This window comes from Sphingobacterium mizutaii (genome assembly GCF_900187125.1).
GTDB classification, from domain to species: Bacteria; Bacteroidota; Bacteroidia; order Sphingobacteriales; family Sphingobacteriaceae; genus Sphingobacterium; species Sphingobacterium mizutaii.
Genome location: NZ_LT906468.1, coordinates 69,253 through 85,873 on the forward strand (window position 1 = coordinate 69,253; position 16,621 = coordinate 85,873).

18 protein-coding genes are annotated in these 16,621 nt (G+C 40.3%); 12 read left to right on the top strand and 6 right to left on the bottom strand.

The features are described from left to right. Window positions 1–53: 53 nt before the first annotated feature. The 5 genes from CKW03_RS00335 to porM are packed head-to-tail and all read left to right on the top strand — an operon-like array spanning window position 54 to window position 5,725. Window positions 54–743 (top strand): outer membrane beta-barrel protein, encoded by a 690-nt coding sequence (locus tag CKW03_RS00335; RefSeq protein ID WP_093100066.1) that lies wholly within the window; start codon window positions 54–56, stop codon window positions 741–743. A gap of 52 nt (window positions 744–795) precedes the next feature. After that, window positions 796–2,082: a T9SS ring complex lipoprotein PorK/GldK gene (gene porK, locus CKW03_RS00340; protein ID WP_157739325.1), complete on the top strand. Its 1,287-nt coding sequence runs from the start codon at window positions 796–798 to the stop codon at window positions 2,080–2,082. A 33-nt stretch (window positions 2,083–2,115) separates the two neighbouring features. After that, window positions 2,116–3,303, top strand: coding sequence for a type IX secretion system ring subunit PorN/GldN (gene porN / locus CKW03_RS00345; RefSeq protein WP_093100070.1), 1,188 nt, complete (start codon window positions 2,116–2,118; stop codon window positions 3,301–3,303). Window positions 3,304–3,349: 46 nt separating this feature from the next. Next, window positions 3,350–4,162 (top strand): type IX secretion system motor protein PorL/GldL, encoded by an 813-nt coding sequence (porL, locus tag CKW03_RS00350; RefSeq protein WP_093100072.1) that lies wholly within the window; start codon window positions 3,350–3,352, stop codon window positions 4,160–4,162. Between the two features lie 30 nt (window positions 4,163–4,192). Beyond that, window positions 4,193–5,725, top strand: coding sequence for a type IX secretion system motor protein PorM/GldM (porM, locus tag CKW03_RS00355; RefSeq protein ID WP_093100074.1), 1,533 nt, complete (start codon window positions 4,193–4,195; stop codon window positions 5,723–5,725). A 49-nt stretch (window positions 5,726–5,774) separates the two neighbouring features. On the opposite strand, the gene CKW03_RS00360 is transcribed toward porM, so the two are convergent. Continuing rightward, complete coding sequence (locus CKW03_RS00360) at window positions 5,775–6,674, bottom strand: helix-turn-helix domain-containing protein (RefSeq protein WP_093100076.1); 900 nt, start codon at window positions 6,672–6,674, stop codon at window positions 5,775–5,777. A gap of 184 nt (window positions 6,675–6,858) precedes the next feature. Here CKW03_RS00360 and CKW03_RS00365 point away from each other — a divergent pair, with 184 nt between their 5' ends. The 5 genes from CKW03_RS00365 (at window position 6,859) to CKW03_RS00385 (ending at window position 9,586) form a co-directional block, all read left to right on the top strand. Continuing rightward, window positions 6,859–7,260, top strand: coding sequence for a DoxX-like family protein (locus CKW03_RS00365; RefSeq protein ID WP_093100078.1), 402 nt, complete (start codon window positions 6,859–6,861; stop codon window positions 7,258–7,260). After that, entirely contained in the window at window positions 7,253–7,987 is a 735-nt protein-coding gene (locus CKW03_RS00370) for a DUF2071 domain-containing protein (RefSeq protein ID WP_093100080.1), read from the top strand. The genes CKW03_RS00365 and CKW03_RS00370 overlap by 8 nt, the downstream gene beginning before the upstream one ends. After that, window positions 7,981–8,733 carry a class I SAM-dependent methyltransferase gene (locus tag CKW03_RS00375; protein ID WP_093100082.1) on the top strand — a complete coding sequence of 251 codons (753 nt, stop codon included), beginning with the start codon at window positions 7,981–7,983 and terminating at the stop codon, window positions 8,731–8,733. Before CKW03_RS00370 ends, CKW03_RS00375 begins: the two co-directional genes overlap by 7 nt. Then, window positions 8,717–9,121, top strand: a complete 405-nt coding sequence (locus CKW03_RS00380; RefSeq protein WP_093100084.1) for a hypothetical protein — start codon at window positions 8,717–8,719, stop codon at window positions 9,119–9,121. Before CKW03_RS00375 ends, CKW03_RS00380 begins: the two co-directional genes overlap by 17 nt. Before the next feature lie 207 nt (window positions 9,122–9,328). Continuing rightward, on the top strand, window positions 9,329–9,586 hold the full coding sequence (locus CKW03_RS00385) for a hypothetical protein (RefSeq protein WP_093100086.1): 258 nt from the start codon (window positions 9,329–9,331) through the stop codon (window positions 9,584–9,586). A 73-nt stretch (window positions 9,587–9,659) separates the two neighbouring features. Here the strand turns inward: CKW03_RS00385 and CKW03_RS00390 are convergent, their stop codons facing one another. Genes CKW03_RS00390 through CKW03_RS00405 form a run of 4 tightly spaced genes read right to left on the bottom strand, consistent with a single transcriptional unit; the run spans window position 9,660 to window position 11,865 of the window. Beyond that, window positions 9,660–10,550: a hypothetical protein gene (locus CKW03_RS00390; protein WP_093100088.1), complete on the bottom strand. Its 891-nt coding sequence runs from the start codon at window positions 10,548–10,550 to the stop codon at window positions 9,660–9,662. 5 nt (window positions 10,551–10,555) lie between these two features. After that, window positions 10,556–11,092 (bottom strand): hypothetical protein, encoded by a 537-nt coding sequence (locus tag CKW03_RS00395; RefSeq protein WP_093100090.1) that lies wholly within the window; start codon window positions 11,090–11,092, stop codon window positions 10,556–10,558. A 10-nt stretch (window positions 11,093–11,102) separates the two neighbouring features. Further along, a complete protein-coding gene (locus tag CKW03_RS00400) occupies window positions 11,103–11,525 on the bottom strand; it encodes a DUF3592 domain-containing protein (protein WP_093100091.1) in 423 nt (140 codons plus the stop codon). A 1-nt stretch (window position 11,526) separates the two neighbouring features. After that, window positions 11,527–11,865, bottom strand: a complete 339-nt coding sequence (locus CKW03_RS00405; protein WP_093100093.1) for a hypothetical protein — start codon at window positions 11,863–11,865, stop codon at window positions 11,527–11,529. A 302-nt stretch (window positions 11,866–12,167) separates the two neighbouring features. Between CKW03_RS00405 and CKW03_RS00410 the strand changes: the two genes are divergently transcribed. Both CKW03_RS00410 and CKW03_RS00415 read left to right on the top strand, forming a co-directional pair. Beyond that, window positions 12,168–13,976, top strand: a complete 1,809-nt coding sequence (locus CKW03_RS00410) for a helix-turn-helix transcriptional regulator (protein WP_093100094.1) — start codon at window positions 12,168–12,170, stop codon at window positions 13,974–13,976. A 12-nt stretch (window positions 13,977–13,988) separates the two neighbouring features. Further along, complete coding sequence (locus tag CKW03_RS00415; RefSeq protein WP_093100096.1) at window positions 13,989–15,185, top strand: WD40/YVTN/BNR-like repeat-containing protein; 1,197 nt, start codon at window positions 13,989–13,991, stop codon at window positions 15,183–15,185. A gap of 53 nt (window positions 15,186–15,238) precedes the next feature. Here CKW03_RS00415 and CKW03_RS00420 read toward each other — a convergent pair whose 3' ends face one another. After that, window positions 15,239–16,609 carry a RagB/SusD family nutrient uptake outer membrane protein gene (locus CKW03_RS00420; RefSeq protein WP_093100191.1) on the bottom strand — a complete coding sequence of 457 codons (1,371 nt, stop codon included), beginning with the start codon at window positions 16,607–16,609 and terminating at the stop codon, window positions 15,239–15,241. Between the last annotated feature and the right edge of the window lie 12 nt (window positions 16,610–16,621).

A 16,621-nucleotide genomic window follows, 5' to 3' on the forward strand; every position in this document is an offset into this window, starting at 1 on the left:
CTCAAAATTCGTCTAAATAATAATGTATTGTATTGCTAACAAGAATTCTTAACATGAAAAAAACTATTTTTTCTTTACTATTATTTGCAGTTTGTGGTTTTAAATCAGCGCAAGCACAATTTTCTCGTCCGCTTAGTGTTGGTATTGGAGCAGGACCTACAATCAATTTGACCGACTTGGCGAACGTCGAGACCAATTTAGCGGGACATATTGATGTAGATGGGTTGATCACTCCCTTTATTTCGGCCGGTATTCATGCAGAAAAAGGTGCTTTAAGTGGAAATGGTTATGCCAGCACATTTAAGAATGACTACTATGCTTTTAACGCAAATGCAAAGGTCAGGATTGGTCAATTTATGAACCTACCGGATAATTATAGCTATTATAATCTCCAATCAGATCCTTTCCATAAAATACTTGCAAATATCTATTTAGGTGCAGGTGCCGGAGTGATCAAGAATAACATCAAAAACAGCATTGCTCCTAACTATGAAAGTGCTGTCGTAGCACAAGGCGGTGAAATTTCCCAAGACCTAGATGGTTTCCAATTTGTAGTTCCAGTCAATCTTGGTGTTGATTTCCCGATTGGTAGAGGTTTGTACGGTCCACAATGGGCAATCAACTTGAACTATCAGCATACGATCACGACCAAGGATAATTTGGATGGGGTTATCAATAGTAAACAAGATCACTATAGCTATATCTCTTTAGGTGTTAAATACGCCTTGTTTCAAAGAAAATAAGGGATCCTAAATCAATCATTATCAAATACTATAAAATTAAACAATGGAAAGTATGAATAGAGTATTCCTAAATCGAATATATACTGCAGCATGCTTATTGCTTGTTTTTGCTATTGCAGGCTGTAACTCTTCAAATAATTTTTATAAGGCACCTAAAGTATCTGCATTCCGTGGCGGAAAATTGCCAGCTCCTCCGGGAATGGTATATATCCCTTCGGGAACCATTTTGTTCAAAGGGTCTTTGGACAGTGGAAATGTGGGTAAGAACGTCAGTTTGAGTGCTTTCTTTATCGATGAGACCGAGGTAACCAACAAACAATATCGCCAATTCGTAAACTGGGTAGCAGATTCTATCGCAGTTACGGATTACTTGCAGGATGACCAGTATTTCTTGGATGTTGCAAGTGAAAGCGGTGAAGGGAAGCGAATCAACTGGAAAAAGGTAAGGAGCATTTCACCTATTTGGATGAGCTCAGATCCTACGATTGCAGAGCGTATCGCGCCGATGCTGGAAATGAAAGGTTCAACCAGGGCTTTAAATCCGGAAGTGGTCAAATATCGTTTCTCCTTTTTGAAGACTAAAGGAAACCTGAAAAAAGAATATGTGACCGATACGGTGTCGGTTGTCCCAGCAGAAGACATTTGGTCTAGAGATTTTCCAAATGCCCAATTAACCTCCTTAGATGCCAATTATTTCAACCACCAATCCTTTGATTTTTATCCAGTAGTCGGTGTTTCATGGAGACAGGCGCGTGGATATTCGGATTGGAGAGGTAAGGAAATGATGGCAAACTTGATGAAAAACTCCTATCTGAGCGGTTACCAATTGACCTTTAGCCTTCCAACGGAAGCGCAATGGCAATATGCTGCGGAAGGAAAGATTGATCCTCGAGACACGATTTCGGGTACGAAGTTGACCATTGATGGTGATGATGGGAAAGAAAAATTAGCAGTGAACTATAAACAAGGGGAAGGTACTTATTCCAGGGATGGTGCCACATTTACCTTGCCTGTAAAATCGTATACGCCAAATAAATTCGGTGTGTACAACATGGCGGGTAATGTATCAGAATGGACTTTGGACGCTTATTCTCCTTCGGCGGTGGCATTCGTGAATGACTTGAATCCTGTATTGCTTTATGATGCAGATGAAAATGATGCCGATGCCTTGAAAAGAAAAGTTGTTCGTGGTGGATCATGGAAAGATAATGGTGAACAGTTGAACAGTGAAACCAGAAACTATTCAGTGGATTATGAACCACATTCATATATAGGGTTTAGATGTGTGATGTCGGCATTTGAGTTGCCAACCGTACAGAGTAAGACCCGTAAATATTAACAGCAATCTGTGAACGATTTAAAGATTATTAAAATGAAAAATTGGATGATGGTAGTGGCCATGGCGTTTGGAATAACTCCAATAATGGCACAAAGTATCGATACGATACCCGATAGCACCGTAATTAACCAGACAGTTATCCAAATGCGGGACGATTCTACGATGCAAGTTCCACAGGGCGAGGTTCTGTCTGACACGATACCGACAACAGATGGTTTTTACCAAGTGAATAACTTGGAAGATGCCGTTCCTTTTGCCTATCCGGAGGTAAACCTGAAGAATATCAGGTTCTACAAAAGGGTATGGCGTGATATCGATCTTAAAGATGAGCGCAATTTTATCTATGCTGTTCCTGGAAACTCCTTGATGGAAGTGATCATGAAAGGTATTGAAACGGGTAAGTTGACGCCTTATAACCCTGAGGATGATTCTTTCAAAGGGAAGCTTTCGGCGAGTGAAGGTATGGCTCGATTTGCTGACTCGGTATTGGTTCCAATCTTTGATGATGAGGGTAACCAGATTGATTCAAGGATGACTCTAAATGAATTCAACCCAGAGCGTGTCACTAAGTTCAGGATCAAGGAAGATATCTTTTTTGATAAGCAGAGAGGGCGTTTGGAGACTAGGATCATTGGTGTTGCGCCTTTGATGGACATCACCACTTCTTCTGAATTGGCGACTTCGGTAGGTTCTACTCCTGCATTCTGGTTGTATTTTCCGCAATTGCGATATAGCTTGGTAAAAGTGGATATTTCGGATCCAGACCGTGGCCTCTATGATATGACCATGGACGACCTGTTTGTGCAACGTAAGTTTGCCAGCAAGATTGTCCGTGAATCGTCTCCGGGTATGTTGCAACAAGCAACCTTTGCTGGAACAGACAGTTTACAGACGGATAACTCCCAAGTACTGGAAGATAAACTTGATGCTTATAAAAAGAAACTCTGGACTACGCCTAAAGGCGTGAAAGCTGAAAATCTAGAAGGTCATGAACAGGACCTTAAGATTGAAGAAGAGCAGAAGCGTCAAAAGGAGTTGATGGAGCAACAGCACCAACAGCGACAAAACCAACAACAGCAACAAAGTGAACAGCAGTTGGAGGAATTGTTGAAACAAAGTGAGCAGAGCAATCAAGAAACTGAGAGTGGGACGGAAGAAGGTAGTACGGAAGAGGGCTCTTCTACGGAAGAAGGAAGTTATAACGAAGAAAGTCAATTTTAGAATCCAATAAATATCCCAAAAATAGAGGGCTAGCAAAATTTATATTATGAGTAGAAAGAAAGACAATTCAAGATGGCTACATGTTGCCATTTCTTGGGGAGCAAGTATCGTAATCATCGGTGTTTTATTTAAAATCCTTCACTTAGGGGGTTCATGGGCTAATTACATGATCGGGTTAGGTCTGACCGTTGAAGCCATCCTATTCTTCTTGATGGGTTTCAATCCGCCGCCTCAAGAACCAGATTGGTCCAGAGTATATCCTGAATTGGATGAAAAATATCAAGGTGAGCTTCCAGTACGTTCAGCGCAGGTAGTCAATGCGCCGCAAAGTCCTTCGGCAACAGCTGCATTGGATAAAATGTTTGCTGATGCTAATATTGAACCGGCTACCATCGAAAACCTGGGAAGAGGATTGAGAGATTTTGGTGAAAAGGTATCCGCCATCAACAGGATCAGTGATGTTTCCTTGGCGACCGATGAGTTTACTCAAAAACTGAGATCAGCGACCAGCAAGTTTGACAGTTTGGGCTTGGCTTTCGAGAAAGCTTCTGCGAACCTAGTGGCTATGGCCAACTCAAATACAGATACAACAGGTTACCATGAGCAGGTTCAGAACTTGACTTCCAACTTGCGCCAGTTGAATAGCATGTATGAAAAAGAACTTCGCGATTCGTCTTCACACTTGCAGTCGATGAACCATTTCTATGAGAATTTAAGTTTTACAATGAAAAACTTCAATGAATCTTTGGACGATTCCAAAGCTTTCAAAGACGAGGTAAACAAGCTAGCGAAAAACCTCAACGCATTGAATGCCGTGTATGGCAATATGTTGAGCGCTATGAACCAGCCTCGAGTGTAATTCATCCAAGTAAAATTTTAAAAAAGAAATATGGCATTAGGAAGAGAGACGCCAAGGCAACGGATGATAAACATTCTTTATCTCGTGTTACTTGCCTTGCTCGCATTAAATGTACCCGATTCAATATTGGATGCCTTTAAGAATATCAATAATAGTTTGGAGACCTCGAAATCCAACGTAAATAACTCTGTCCAGCAATTGTTCACAGCATTTGAAAGCACCAAGTTAAAGGATGAACCCGGAAGGGCAAAACCTATATACGACAAGGCTAAGAATGCACAGGCAATTATAAACGACTTAAACCAGTACATCAACGGAATCAAAGAGGAGTTCGTAAAACAAGGTGGCGGTTATGATGAGAAAACCGGCGACCTGAAAATGCGCGAAAACGAAGATATCGCACCTAGTTTGATGATCAACCAGAAAAAAGGGGAGGAACTGAAAGAGAAGATCAATAGCACCCGCTCTAAGCTATTGGCGCTATTGACTCCTGAAGAACAGAAATCTGTTTCTTTCTCTTTGGAGGCCAATGACCCTGAGAAAGCGGTAAATGGCAAGCGGAAATGGGAGGAAATCAATTTCGGAAGTGGTACGCCTTTGACGGCAGCCATGACCATTCTGACAAAGATCCAAACAGATGCACAAAACGCAGAGTCGGATATGGTGAAACTGATCTTAGGTAAAATGGACCAGGCGGTAGTGAATTTGGATAAGTTCGCTGCAGTTGCTGTGGCTCCAACTTCCTACCTTGTTCAAGGCCAACCATATTCAGCGGAGGTCTTCTTGACGGCTTCGGATTCTAAATCACAACCAGCGATTTCGGTAAACGGAAATAATCTGGAGGTAGTAGATGGAAAAGGTGTTTACCGTGTTCCAACCAACCAAGAGGGTATCTTTACCTGGTCGGGTGTAGTCAAGGTGAAGCAGACTGACGGGTCGATCAAGGAATATCGCACTCCTCAGCAAACTTATCAGGTAGCAAGACCTTCAGCGGTGGTATCGCCAGATAAGATGAATGTACTTTATATCGGAGTAACCAACCCTATTTCAGTGTCGGCTCCGGGTACACCAACCAACAAGATCAAAGTAAGTATGTCTGGTGGTAGCATCAGCGGTTCAGGCGGGAAATATAACGTGAAAGTGAGCTCGCCGGGAACGGCAAGGATCTCGGTTTCTGCGGAGGTAGCTCCTGGAAAAACGCAGACCTTGAGCACTACGGAATTTCGTGTGAAAAGGATCCCTGATCCAATTGCACAGTTTGCCGGTAAAACCGGTGGCGCAATGGCGACCGTAGCCATCAAAGCTCAAAATGCTATTTTTGCCAAGCTGGATAACTTTGATTTTGATGCTTCGTTTAGAGTAACGAAGTTCTCACTGATCATTGCTAAGCCGCGTGCAGATGCTATTGTCCTTTCTACCTCAGGAGGGAAATTGAGTTCTGCGATGAAATCCGCATTGAATGGCATCACACCGGGATCACGCGTTATATTTGATAATATTATCGCCGTAGGACCGGATGGTACCCCTAGACAATTGAACGCAGTAGCTTTAACGGCTAACTAACATAACAAAGATGCCCGAGTATATCGGGCATCTTTGTTTTATACAGTTTTTAGTTGCTATTGATGGCCCTGAATTCATTGGGGCTATTCCCAACAGCATTCTTGAAAAACCGTGAGAAGTGCTGAGGGTACTTAAAGCCTAGATTGTAAGCAATCTCATTGATGCTCTTATTTCGATCAAACAGTAGGTCCTTTGCTTCCTTGATCAATTTCTGATGAATGTATTCTTGTGGAGATTTACCTGTTTCTTTTTTGATCAGATCCCCGAAATAATTTGCGGATAGATGTAATTGATCAGCGCAATAGGCTACAGATGGCATGCCTAAGAGATTCGGCTTGTCGGAATGGAAGTACTCATCCAAAAGGTCTTCAAAGCGATGCAAGATCCCTTTGTTGACATGCTCCCTTGTGATAAACTGCCGATCATAGAATCGCTCGCAGTAATTTAAGAACAATTCGATATTGGACACGATTAGTTGCTTGCTATGTTTGTCCATATTCTGATCCAATTCGTATTCAATTTTTGAAAAACAATCCAAGATGATATTTCTTTCCTTTTCGGATAGGTGCAGAGCTTCATTCACAGCATAAGAAAAGAAATGGTATTCTTTCATTCGCTTGGCTAGGTTAGTGCCGTTCAACAGGTCCGGGTGAAAAGCGAGGGCATGTCCCTTAGGTTTATAGGCTTCAGTTCCATTCTCTCCAATGACTTGGCCAGGTGATATAAAAATTAAGGTACCTTCCTCATAATCATAGTTTTCCAAACCATAACGTAGGTCCCCACATTTGATCTTTTTCAGGAATACCAAATAAAAGTCATACCTCATTTTTCGTAAGGTCCTAACATCCGCCTTATCCAGGTCAACTACACTGACCAATGGATGTAAGGTTTTGTTATTGTTAAAAGCGTTGTATTCGCTGATGTGGTCAAAGTTTAAGATGTCCTGCATAGCCTTGATGTTTTTCTATTCGAAAATAACAATCCTAGGATGATTTAGTTCATCCAAGGCAATCAATCAGTAAAAATGGTATTAGAAACAGTAGTAGATATAATGTGTATAGGTCAAGAAGATAAATTATGTTATTTTTATTTTACTGTTTCGCATTTAATTGATAAGTCCCAAAGAGTAATACATGGAGAGAGCTAGAGTTTTAAATCGTTTATTGATCCTTTTCTTTTCCTTGATTTGGTTGGTTAATGGACTATTCTGCAAAATATTGAACCTTGTTCCTAGACATCAGCAGATCGTTGCTGAGATCTTGGGGGAGACCTATGCTAAATCTTTGACAATTGCTATCGGAGTGGGAGAAGTGTTGATGGCTATTTGGATAATTTCAAGGAAGTTTGCCCAATTGAGTGCAATAACCCAGATCCTTTTGATTGTAACCATGAATATTTTGGAGTTTATCCTAGCACCACATTTATTACTCTGGGGCAGGCTGAACATTGTTTTTGCGTTATGTTTGGCGGCTCTGGTTTACTACCAAGGTTTTGTCCTGGAATCTCGTTTAGAAGGGAGGAACCGAATTGCTTAAGCTCCAAAATCACCCCTTTGCTGTTGAAGCTTACTTCGAGAGCTCAACGATCTTGACCTTTGCTGTTGCTAAAGAGGAACTGGAAAGATATGTTCCTAAGCCATTGAAACTAGATCTATTTGATGATAAATGGAGCTTTTTGACGATTGCGATGGTGGATACTAAGGACCTTCGACCAAAGGGTCTTCCAAAAATATTCGGGAATGATTTCTTCTTGATTGGCTACAGGATCTTTGTAAGATATCAGACCTCTACCGGCAAAAACTTGCGGGGTCTCTATATCCTCAAGTCTGAAACCAATAAACTGAAAATGGAATTCTTGGGTAATATCTTTACCCGCTACGCTTATACCACTACGGATATTGCACAAAAAACAGACGGCCATCAAGTTGAAATAAAGTCCAAGAAATCAAAATTTAATCTTCTGTATTCAAGACAAGCGGAAGGCGAGATGAGACTTCCCAAGAACACCGTATTTCCCTCATGGAAAGAAGCTCGTCGATTTGTGGGGCCTCTGCCCTTTACATTCGAGGTAGATCAAGCCAATAATAAAGTCTTGATTATAGAGGGCGTGCGGGAAAACTGGATTGCCGAACCGATAGAACTGAGGACTGTCAATTTTGACTTCATAGATAGCTTTAATTTCAATAGTATTCAACTCTCCAATGCCTTTGAAATTCGGGGAGTGCCTTATTATTGGAAGAAAGGAGTGTATGATCCATGCTAACAAGATCAAGGTTTCAGGGCGTTTGGAATATCGTACGATTTAACTGGCATCAATACCTGATCTTATTTATTGCTGTGTTGATTTTACTGATTTGGGGAATCTACAGCAGTGGATTTATGCAGCTTGTTATTTATGTGATACTCCTGCTTTCCTTAGTCCAAGTTTTGATTTCATTATTGGTTTCCTATTATGTTTACGACCGATCTGGCTTATATGAATTAAAGCAGCTAGGTGATCTAAATGGCTTGATGGTGTTAAATATCAGCGCTGGTTTTGATGAGACCAGTGAGATTATCAGCCATAGATTCCCTCTAGTACAGCTTCAGAAGGCTGATTTCTATAATCCCTTGCATCACACCGAGGTTTCCATAAAACGAGCCAGAAAGGCCTATCCTGCCAGCCTAGATGCCAAAATCGTGCAAACAGGTTTCCTTCCTTTTGAATCGTCGTCCTTTAATAAGGTAATCTGTATTTTTTCAGCTCATGAGATTAGGGACCAGAATGAAAGGATTGCCTTTCTTAAAGAGTTGGCCAGGGTTTGTGATCCAAGGGGTGAAATCATAATTATGGAACATTTAAGAGATTTCCCTAATTTCATTGCCTATAATATTGGCTTTATGCACTTTTATCCAAAAAGCACTTGGACTACCTGTTTTATGGCTGCCGGATTGGAGGTTTTAGAAGAGCTTAAATCAACGAAATTTGTGTCCACATTTAAACTTAAACCAAATGGAACTCCAAATTAAGATTATTGGGTACTTATTAATGGTCTTAGCCTGTGTCCATGTGATCTTTCCTAAATATTTCGGCTGGAAGGAAGATTTAGCACCTTTACAACAGATCAATAGATCGATGATGAAGGTGCATACCTTCTTTATCGCTCTTACAGTTTTTTTAATGGGCTTGCTCTGCGTAACTTCTACTCAGGATTTGTTACAAACGGAACTAGGAAGGAAACTATGCCTAGGTTTAGGTGTTTTCTGGTTAATCAGGTTGTTTTTTCAATTTTTTATCTATCCCAGCATCCTCTGGAAGGGGAAAAAGCTGGAGACCATCATCCATATTGTAGCTATTGTTTTCTGGATTTTCCTATCATACAGCTTCTTATGGGGGTATTTTAGCCAAAGAAGTTAAGTGACCTGCCGTTTCCTTAATTAATAGATAATTTATAACGCGCTCACTGTTAATTATTTACCTAAACAACTGTTGTTCAAACAATTTTGTGTTTTTGTTGCATTTTTAATTTATAAATTTTGTAAACTTGTAGCTACAAAACGAAAAACATTTTTTGATCTAACTATCAGTAATCAGGTTTAGGATACTTAATTAATATTGGGCATTATGGGAAGCAACAAGAAAATGAGTGAGGCTATCAAAAATTTGAACTTACAACGTAAACTTACTTGCGCAATTATTTGTGGTGGAGTGATGGCAATGACTTTGTTAATTGCTACTGTTGGGCTTTTTGTTAAACAAGACAAAACCTTAATGCTTGCTGTATTGGTGGCTACTTCGATCTTAGTAATCATCCCAGCGGTATTAAAGCTTGTCAAGATCAATTCTATCTTAAAGTCTGGAATGCAATTTTCCAGGTCTTAATCCTTAAGACATTATTCCTTTTAATTTCAGAATTCAAAATTGGTCCAAAGCGAAGCCTTGGACCTCATATGTTTTATTCTTTAGGCATTGTGCTAAAGTATAGCGGTTTTTTATCCTTCAATATATTCCCTGCCTTATCCGAAGGAAATAATGTCAAATTATTATTCATCTCGTCCAGATTAAAGACAAAATAATTATCCCCTTTATTTAAGCCCTTTACAGCAGCATTAGCTTCTGTGATAGGGATCAATAAAGTATTATTGTCAAAATAGCTAACCTCTACTTCATTCTCCTCATTTACCAGGACAAAATCCTGATCTTCTGCAAAAAATAGATTTAACCCATTGTCGATATAATTAGGGGTACTTCCATAGACCGATGCTGTGGCAGTCTGTGTCAAGGTTTTGCCTTTTACGGCATCAGATTTCTTCATGACCAAAGGCTGGCCAAGAAATTCCTTATTAAACTGTAATGGAGGCGTATCGGATTCTAACCACTCGTCATAAATACTGACTTCAAAGGAGAATGGAGTATTCCCTTTAAAAACCAAATAGGGTTCTTCAATTTGGAAATCACCAGTAAGGCCTTTTATTTTCTCGTCGATGAAAGTAGAAAATTTCGATTCACTGTAATCGATATTGATGATGTTGAGGTCCTCAGGTTTATCATAGGTAAATGAAACCGTCAATGATACGGAATTGCCATTTTCCTGAATACTAACTTCTTTGTTTTTAAAGACGTTAAGGTCATTTACCCAATGTAACTCCTTGTTCTTGAGTTTTTGGAACTCCTCTGTTTTAGCAACAGATTGCTCTTCAACGGTGGATATCAGGTTCTTTTGAACGATTACGACCTGCTTTTTTATAGGATCTACGCTAATAACAGCCTTTTCCGCAACCAAGCTCGGTTGCTCACGCATAAAAAAGGTGCCAATGATAATAAAGAAAATTTTTACTTCATTCATTTCTCTTAATCTCTATCTTCTAAACTGTTTATTAAATTCTCGAACATTTCATTCGCCTCATCAAGTATTTCCTTATTGATCTCCGTTGTTCGGCTTATACGGGTCAATTTCCCTAATTTTTCCGAGATTTCAATATGGGCCATGACGGTTTTGTCGCCCCATAGATAATCATAAATAAATGCAACTCCTGTCGCATCGGGCTCCAGATGAGCCGCTAAGTCCTTGATCCATGATACCATCGGCAAGATCTCCGTGTAGTTTTCCGAAAATTGCAAGCCCATCAGGTACCAATAACCATCTTTATAGGCTTGTTTGGCAACAATATACTTGTCCTCTAAAATATCCTCAAGAATGTCCCCATTGGTAGGGACGATATAAGCCGGAATATTTTTCAGTTCCATCTTGGAATGCATCGCGCGGGAATCCCACCATTCCAACCAATTGCTATTTATTGTACTTGCAATAGGCCTTGCTTTGAGAAAAGCATCAAGAGTCTCTTTGGATACCTGTACTTTGATATATAATGAACATTGTTCAGACATAATTTAGGGTTTAAATGATACCATATTTGAATAACACATAGCCGCCTCCAATTGTTAGCATGGGCAGTGCAAATATCATCAGGATCAGGCTGCCCAGATGCAAGCCCCAAAAGGATATTATCCTTGCAGATTGCGGATCATTGGCCTCAAAGATCACTGGAACTTCTTCGCCAACCTTGTACTGTGCTGGATTAGAACGAATGTTGGGGCTATACGAAAAGGTCTGATTTCCCGATTTAATCTCCATTATTGGTTGATACATCATCGAACTACCCTTTTCGTCAGTAGAACGCACTAATTTGTTCTCTACCACCACAGCATTACCGTAAACACCCGTCGCCAACATTTTCTTTGTCTTTAGATAAAGGGATATCGAAAACCCTAACAGGATCAATCCCAAAAATAATAAAGACCAATGTATAATTGCACTCATATTAATTCAATTTATTGTTTTCAATAAAGGAGAATTTATCCTTGAAAAAATCTCCAATGAATGGAAGTGGCTTTTCAACATTATTAATAGCATGAAGAATGCCAACTATCATCAAAATAAAAATTAGCAAGCCGAAAAGGTTGAAAATAAAGGCAATGGAAGGAGCTACAGCCATTAAAACTGCCAAGATAATCACGAAAATAAAAGAAGAAATGATCAAGCCTAAACCTTGACGTAGATGGTAAACACTGAATTGATCCCTATTATTCTTACCAGCAAAATAGGCGATTAACCATAATATCCCCAGATAACTCAATACAGCTTGTGCTTTTGGACTCATAATCTTTCTTGTTGTTGAAATATTGCCAAGCCTTCAATTTTCATCTAGATTATCGAAGGTTTATCTACTTGCTTTTTTGTCAATATAAATTTCCTAAACTTTTTCGGAAAGCCTGCACAACTCTCAATCACAATCTGTATACAGTGCCCAAGTCTGTATATACAAAGTGTATACATAAAACCTAACAATCTGTCCTACAGCTGTATAAATCCTTGGCTAGGTTTTTGATTCTTTCCGGAAGAAACCATTCTATCAAAAAAAAATAATAGATTGCCAATTCCAATTTTTGTTTAATTATCCATATGAGAAATACCCTGATCCTTTTTCTTTTGCTAAATACCGTAACCGTATGGGGACAAAGTCTACTCGATGGTACTGAGGATGTGGTTAAGCAAGTGGAGCTCTTAAACCTGAAAAATCAGGACGATAAATCTTTAGAAATACTGAACCAAGCCTTGAAGAATCCAGCCAATGGACCGGATGATCTCATCTATCTGAACACCTTCAAAAGCGGCATATTGTTAGAGCGTGACAGCTTGAAACTGGGGAGTCAAGCGGTAGATATCGTCATCCAGCAATTGGATAAAACCAATAGCCCGGTCAGCAGGGCTATGGCATTGCGGGCAAGAGCATTTTTGAACAGTTACCTGAACTTGACCGATGAAGTGATCAAGGATTCTAAGGAAGCTCTAAAGCTTTTGGAAAATGAAAAAAACGTAGATAATCTCAATTATTATTTCAATTACCTGATCTATGCGACCTACACAGGTTGGGATGAAAACGATAAGATGCAGCATTATATCCAAGAATGTGATAAATACGCCAAAAAGACCAACAACAAAAACTATATCGCCAATGTTCATCTAGGTTACGCTAGCGTATACTTAAACAGGTATAGAAAAACCAATGAACAAAAAGATATCGACAGCAATTTCTACCACTTAGAAAAAGCCTATCAACTCTTTGAACAGTTCCCTGCTGAGGTGAGCAGCAATACCTTTGTGGTCGCCTCCATCAACTTGGCAAACTATTACCTGGAGTTCGACAAGGCTCCAATTGCAAAGAGAAAAGAACAAGCATATAAATACCTTGATGAAGCGGAAATAGAACTTAAAAACGAGCGTGCTAGGTTCAGTAGATGGATCAATATCTACGGTATCAAAAGCGATTTCGCCATTAAGGAAGGCAATATTGCATTAGCCGAACAATATCTTATCCAAGGGGTCAGTCGACTGGATTCCCGAAGGGATAATTCCCTGTTCCGATTGGAATATCTACTCTATAAGCATCTTGCGGACCTTTCTGAGAAAAAAGGAGATATTACCTCAGCCCTTAACTACCAGAAAAAGTCGGAAAGCGTCTTAAAACAGAACTTCGATCAGGAGCAGATAACCAATTCCCAAAAACTGGAGATCCAATACGAAACCGAGAAAAAAGACCAGCAATTAAAGCTTTTGGGTGAAACCGCCGATTTGCGACAAAGACAGAATTATCTATATGGCGGTTTAGCCATTCTTGCCACCCTGGGCTTGGCGTTTATGTTTAGGTCCTATCACTTTAAACTTCGTTATTCCATTGAACGTGAAAAGAAACTAGCGATGGAAAAAGAAGACGCTGAGTTAAATGCCGAGATGCAGGTTAAGCTGGAAAGAGAAGAGCAAGCAAGGTTGAAAGCAGAGCAAGACTTATTAGAACTGAAACACCAACAGCTGCAAAAAGAGGCTCTTGCCAATTCCTTGATCATTGAGCACAAAAATGATATGCTCAAACAGATCCAATCCAAACTGCAAGATGGCGATCCACGCGATATCCAGAAACTATTGCGTGAAGAAACCTTATTGAATGCAGATTTTGAGGATATCAAATGGCAGATCCAGCAATTGCATCCGACATTCTTCTCCCAACTGATCGAAAAAGCGAATCAAAAACTCACGCCTTTAGATCTGCGTTATTGTGCGTATATCTATTTACAGATGTCTACCAAGCAGATTGCCCAGGTTCTGCACATTGAAGCGCAGTCTGTCAGGATGTTTAAATATAGATTGAAGCAGAAATTCGGTCTCTCCAAAGAAAGTGACTTGGAATCCTTCCTGCAAGAGGTGGGTTCATAAAAAATCTAGCCTATGAAAATCATGTTAACTATCAATTGGGCTTTCAAGACCTTCTTGATGTCGTTTCTCACACTTTCGTTTTGCACTTCATGCAAGGCGCAGGTCAAAGAAAATTATATAGCAATCGATCAGGTTCCTGAATTAACCGAGAAGGATAATTATCAATTTGATATTCCATTTAATCCCTCTAAGATCAAAAACGCCGCCAATGGTACTGAAGCTGATATCCTCTATCAAAACGACGACCTCAACTTTAGTTTTTTCAATGATGTATTGTTCCTTACCCCTCAAAAAGGGCTGATCGTAGGCGGTACCAATCTCAGTATACGTTCGACCAAGGATGAAGGCAAATCTTGGCAGGCTTTGGACTTCTCCAGGTTTGCAAATGCCTTTCACAGTATCGCAAAGACCAAGGACCACATCTTTGTATTAGGAGAAAGCAAATATATCTTCAGAGCCGATCATGACTTTGGAAAATGGGAAGTCTTCAATTCCCAAACATTATACCCCAATGCAACGGGCATAACTTGGTTTAAGCTCCGCTTTTTAAATGATAATTTTGGAGTTGTAGTAGGGCAAAGGAAAGATAACGGTAGACCTATCATGCTATTGACCAAAGATGCCGGTAGCTCTTGGGAAACGATAAATTTGGAAGGATCTATTTTAAAGGATTATGCCCTGGTGGAAGTCTCCATGTTGGATCAAGAGAACTGGCTGATTTTGGATGATACCATTGGCATCAGCTATTTTACTGCAGATGCTGGCAAAACCTGGCAGGACATCAGCTCCAAGATGCTTTACGATGCAGATGCGACCATTCGGTCCCTATGGTTGGTCAATCCCAATGAGTTGTTTGCGGCAGGTTCAAGGTCCTTTTGGAAATCCAGCGACTTTGCCAAAGACTGGACAAGGTTGGATTTCCCCAAGCCTTTCAATCCAATTGAAATGTATAATGAAGGGGATTATTTGACCCTAACAGATATTACCGGAATAGGCGAGGATATCTATGTCAGCAGTACCGCTTCCGATAATGATGAAGGACGCACTGCTTTTGCTTATAGGTTGGATAGAGAAAATATGGAATTGAAGCCATTATTGCTCAGCGATTCCTCCACTTTTATCGGAGAATCCCATGCTATTTATGCATTAGATAAGGAACATATCTATATCGTCGACCGGGATAAGTTATACCGAGTACAGGATAAGTAAGCGTATAAAAAAAGGAGGCCATTCAGCCTCCTTTCCCATGAATCATTTATTTACTAATAACCCGGATTCTGAGTCAATCCTCCACCTAAAGATATTTGGGCTGTAGGTATTGGATAGATCATAAACTCCTCCTTGGTTAATGTCTTGTACTTTTGCATCGCCAATTTTGTCCGCACATAATCAAACCAGGTCTCGCCTTCAAACATCAACTCCCTTTCCTTTTCTTCTTGAACGGCAGTGATGAAGTTTGCTAAACTTCCAAATGAACCAATTGCTTTGGTTACGCCGGCACGATCCTGTACCATTTTTAATGAATTATATGCAGCTTGGCTGACACTATTATCTACTCTCGCTTTAGCCTCGGCATGGATTAAATACAATTCCGCCAATCGGATAACCGTTACATTTTGGCTGGAAGGCGAAAAGTTAGGAAACTTGCCCATGAAGTAATTGTTATTGCTTCCCTTCTTGATGGTAAATGCTTTTCGCTTATCCGCATCTTCATACAAGTCTAGGACTGTCGAGTCCTTAGCAAAGAATAAGACCGAAGGATTATCATTGGCTACTGCTGCCAATGGATTGGTCACCTGGTCATCAAACTGCAATTCAAAGATAGCTTCATTGGTATTCTGGGTTGTCCAGATGGTACTGAAGTCTGACACCAAACTAAAACCGCCCGATGTTATGACCTCATTCGCCAAGTCAGCCGCTTTCTTATAATCATTGGTATAGGCTGCTTGATATAGGTAAACCTTAGCTAATAAAGCTTTAGCACCCCAATGGGAAGCCCTTCCACGACCGGCATCACCAGTATATGGGTTTTCCTTTGGCAAGGCAGCTATAGCTTCAGTCAAGTCTTTGACGATCTGAGCATAGGTATCCTCCTTTTTAGCCTGTGGAGTTTTGATGTCATCGCCTTCTTTGGTCGCTTTTAATTTAAGCGGAACCCTTTCAAAGGCTCTGACCAAGAAAAAGTAATTCAAGGCGCGGATAAATTTCGCCTCTCCGATGAAGATGTTTTTCTTTTCTTCCGAGATCATGGACCCATCCATGTTAGGGACCTCATCGATCACATTGTTTGCCGCATTGATCGTTGCGTACAAAGCTTGCCACATGTTAGAGGTCCATGGGTTGATGGCCTGGATCTCATGGGTTGCGAAGGTCTCATATTCTGGATAAACTGCCGAATGCCTTACATGCACAGCAGAAAATTCAGGTACGATCAAGGTGGACTGACCATAGGAAAAAGGACTGGTCATGGTCCTATATGCTCCGATTACGGCAGCATTCGCATTCGTCTCCGAGTTGAAAAACTCATCTTCTGCGATCTGCCCCAATGGGTCTTTGTCTAAAAATTTGTTGCATGAACTCAGTGAAACCGCAGTCAATGCAAGGAAACATATGGATAATATTCTATTTTTCATTTTCATATTTGC

Bases quoted from the DNA above. Each gene is read 5' to 3' on its own strand.
- CKW03_RS00335 (WP_093100066.1), top strand. From the start codon at position 54: ATGAAAAAAACTATTTTTTCTTTACTATTATTTGCAGTTTGTGGTTTT.
- porK (WP_157739325.1), top strand. From the start codon at position 796: ATGAATAGAGTATTCCTAAATCGAATATATACTGCAGCATGCTTATTG.
- porN (WP_093100070.1), top strand. From the start codon at position 2,116: ATGAAAAATTGGATGATGGTAGTGGCCATGGCGTTTGGAATAACTCCA.
- porL (WP_093100072.1), top strand. From the start codon at position 3,350: ATGAGTAGAAAGAAAGACAATTCAAGATGGCTACATGTTGCCATTTCT.
- porM (WP_093100074.1), top strand. From the start codon at position 4,193: ATGGCATTAGGAAGAGAGACGCCAAGGCAACGGATGATAAACATTCTT.
- CKW03_RS00360 (WP_093100076.1), bottom strand. From the start codon at position 6,674: ATGCAGGACATCTTAAACTTTGACCACATCAGCGAATACAACGCTTTT.
- CKW03_RS00365 (WP_093100078.1), top strand. From the start codon at position 6,859: ATGGAGAGAGCTAGAGTTTTAAATCGTTTATTGATCCTTTTCTTTTCC.
- CKW03_RS00375 (WP_093100082.1), top strand. From the start codon at position 7,981: ATGCTAACAAGATCAAGGTTTCAGGGCGTTTGGAATATCGTACGATTT.
- CKW03_RS00380 (WP_093100084.1), top strand. From the start codon at position 8,717: ATGGAACTCCAAATTAAGATTATTGGGTACTTATTAATGGTCTTAGCC.
- CKW03_RS00385 (WP_093100086.1), top strand. From the start codon at position 9,329: ATGGGAAGCAACAAGAAAATGAGTGAGGCTATCAAAAATTTGAACTTA.
- CKW03_RS00390 (WP_093100088.1), bottom strand. From the start codon at position 10,550: ATGAATGAAGTAAAAATTTTCTTTATTATCATTGGCACCTTTTTTATG.
- CKW03_RS00395 (WP_093100090.1), bottom strand. From the start codon at position 11,092: ATGTCTGAACAATGTTCATTATATATCAAAGTACAGGTATCCAAAGAG.
- CKW03_RS00400 (WP_093100091.1), bottom strand. From the start codon at position 11,525: ATGAGTGCAATTATACATTGGTCTTTATTATTTTTGGGATTGATCCTG.
- CKW03_RS00405 (WP_093100093.1), bottom strand. From the start codon at position 11,865: ATGAGTCCAAAAGCACAAGCTGTATTGAGTTATCTGGGGATATTATGG.
- CKW03_RS00410 (WP_093100094.1), top strand. From the start codon at position 12,168: ATGAGAAATACCCTGATCCTTTTTCTTTTGCTAAATACCGTAACCGTA.
- CKW03_RS00415 (WP_093100096.1), top strand. From the start codon at position 13,989: ATGAAAATCATGTTAACTATCAATTGGGCTTTCAAGACCTTCTTGATG.
- CKW03_RS00420 (WP_093100191.1), bottom strand. From the start codon at position 16,609: ATGAAAAATAGAATATTATCCATATGTTTCCTTGCATTGACTGCGGTT.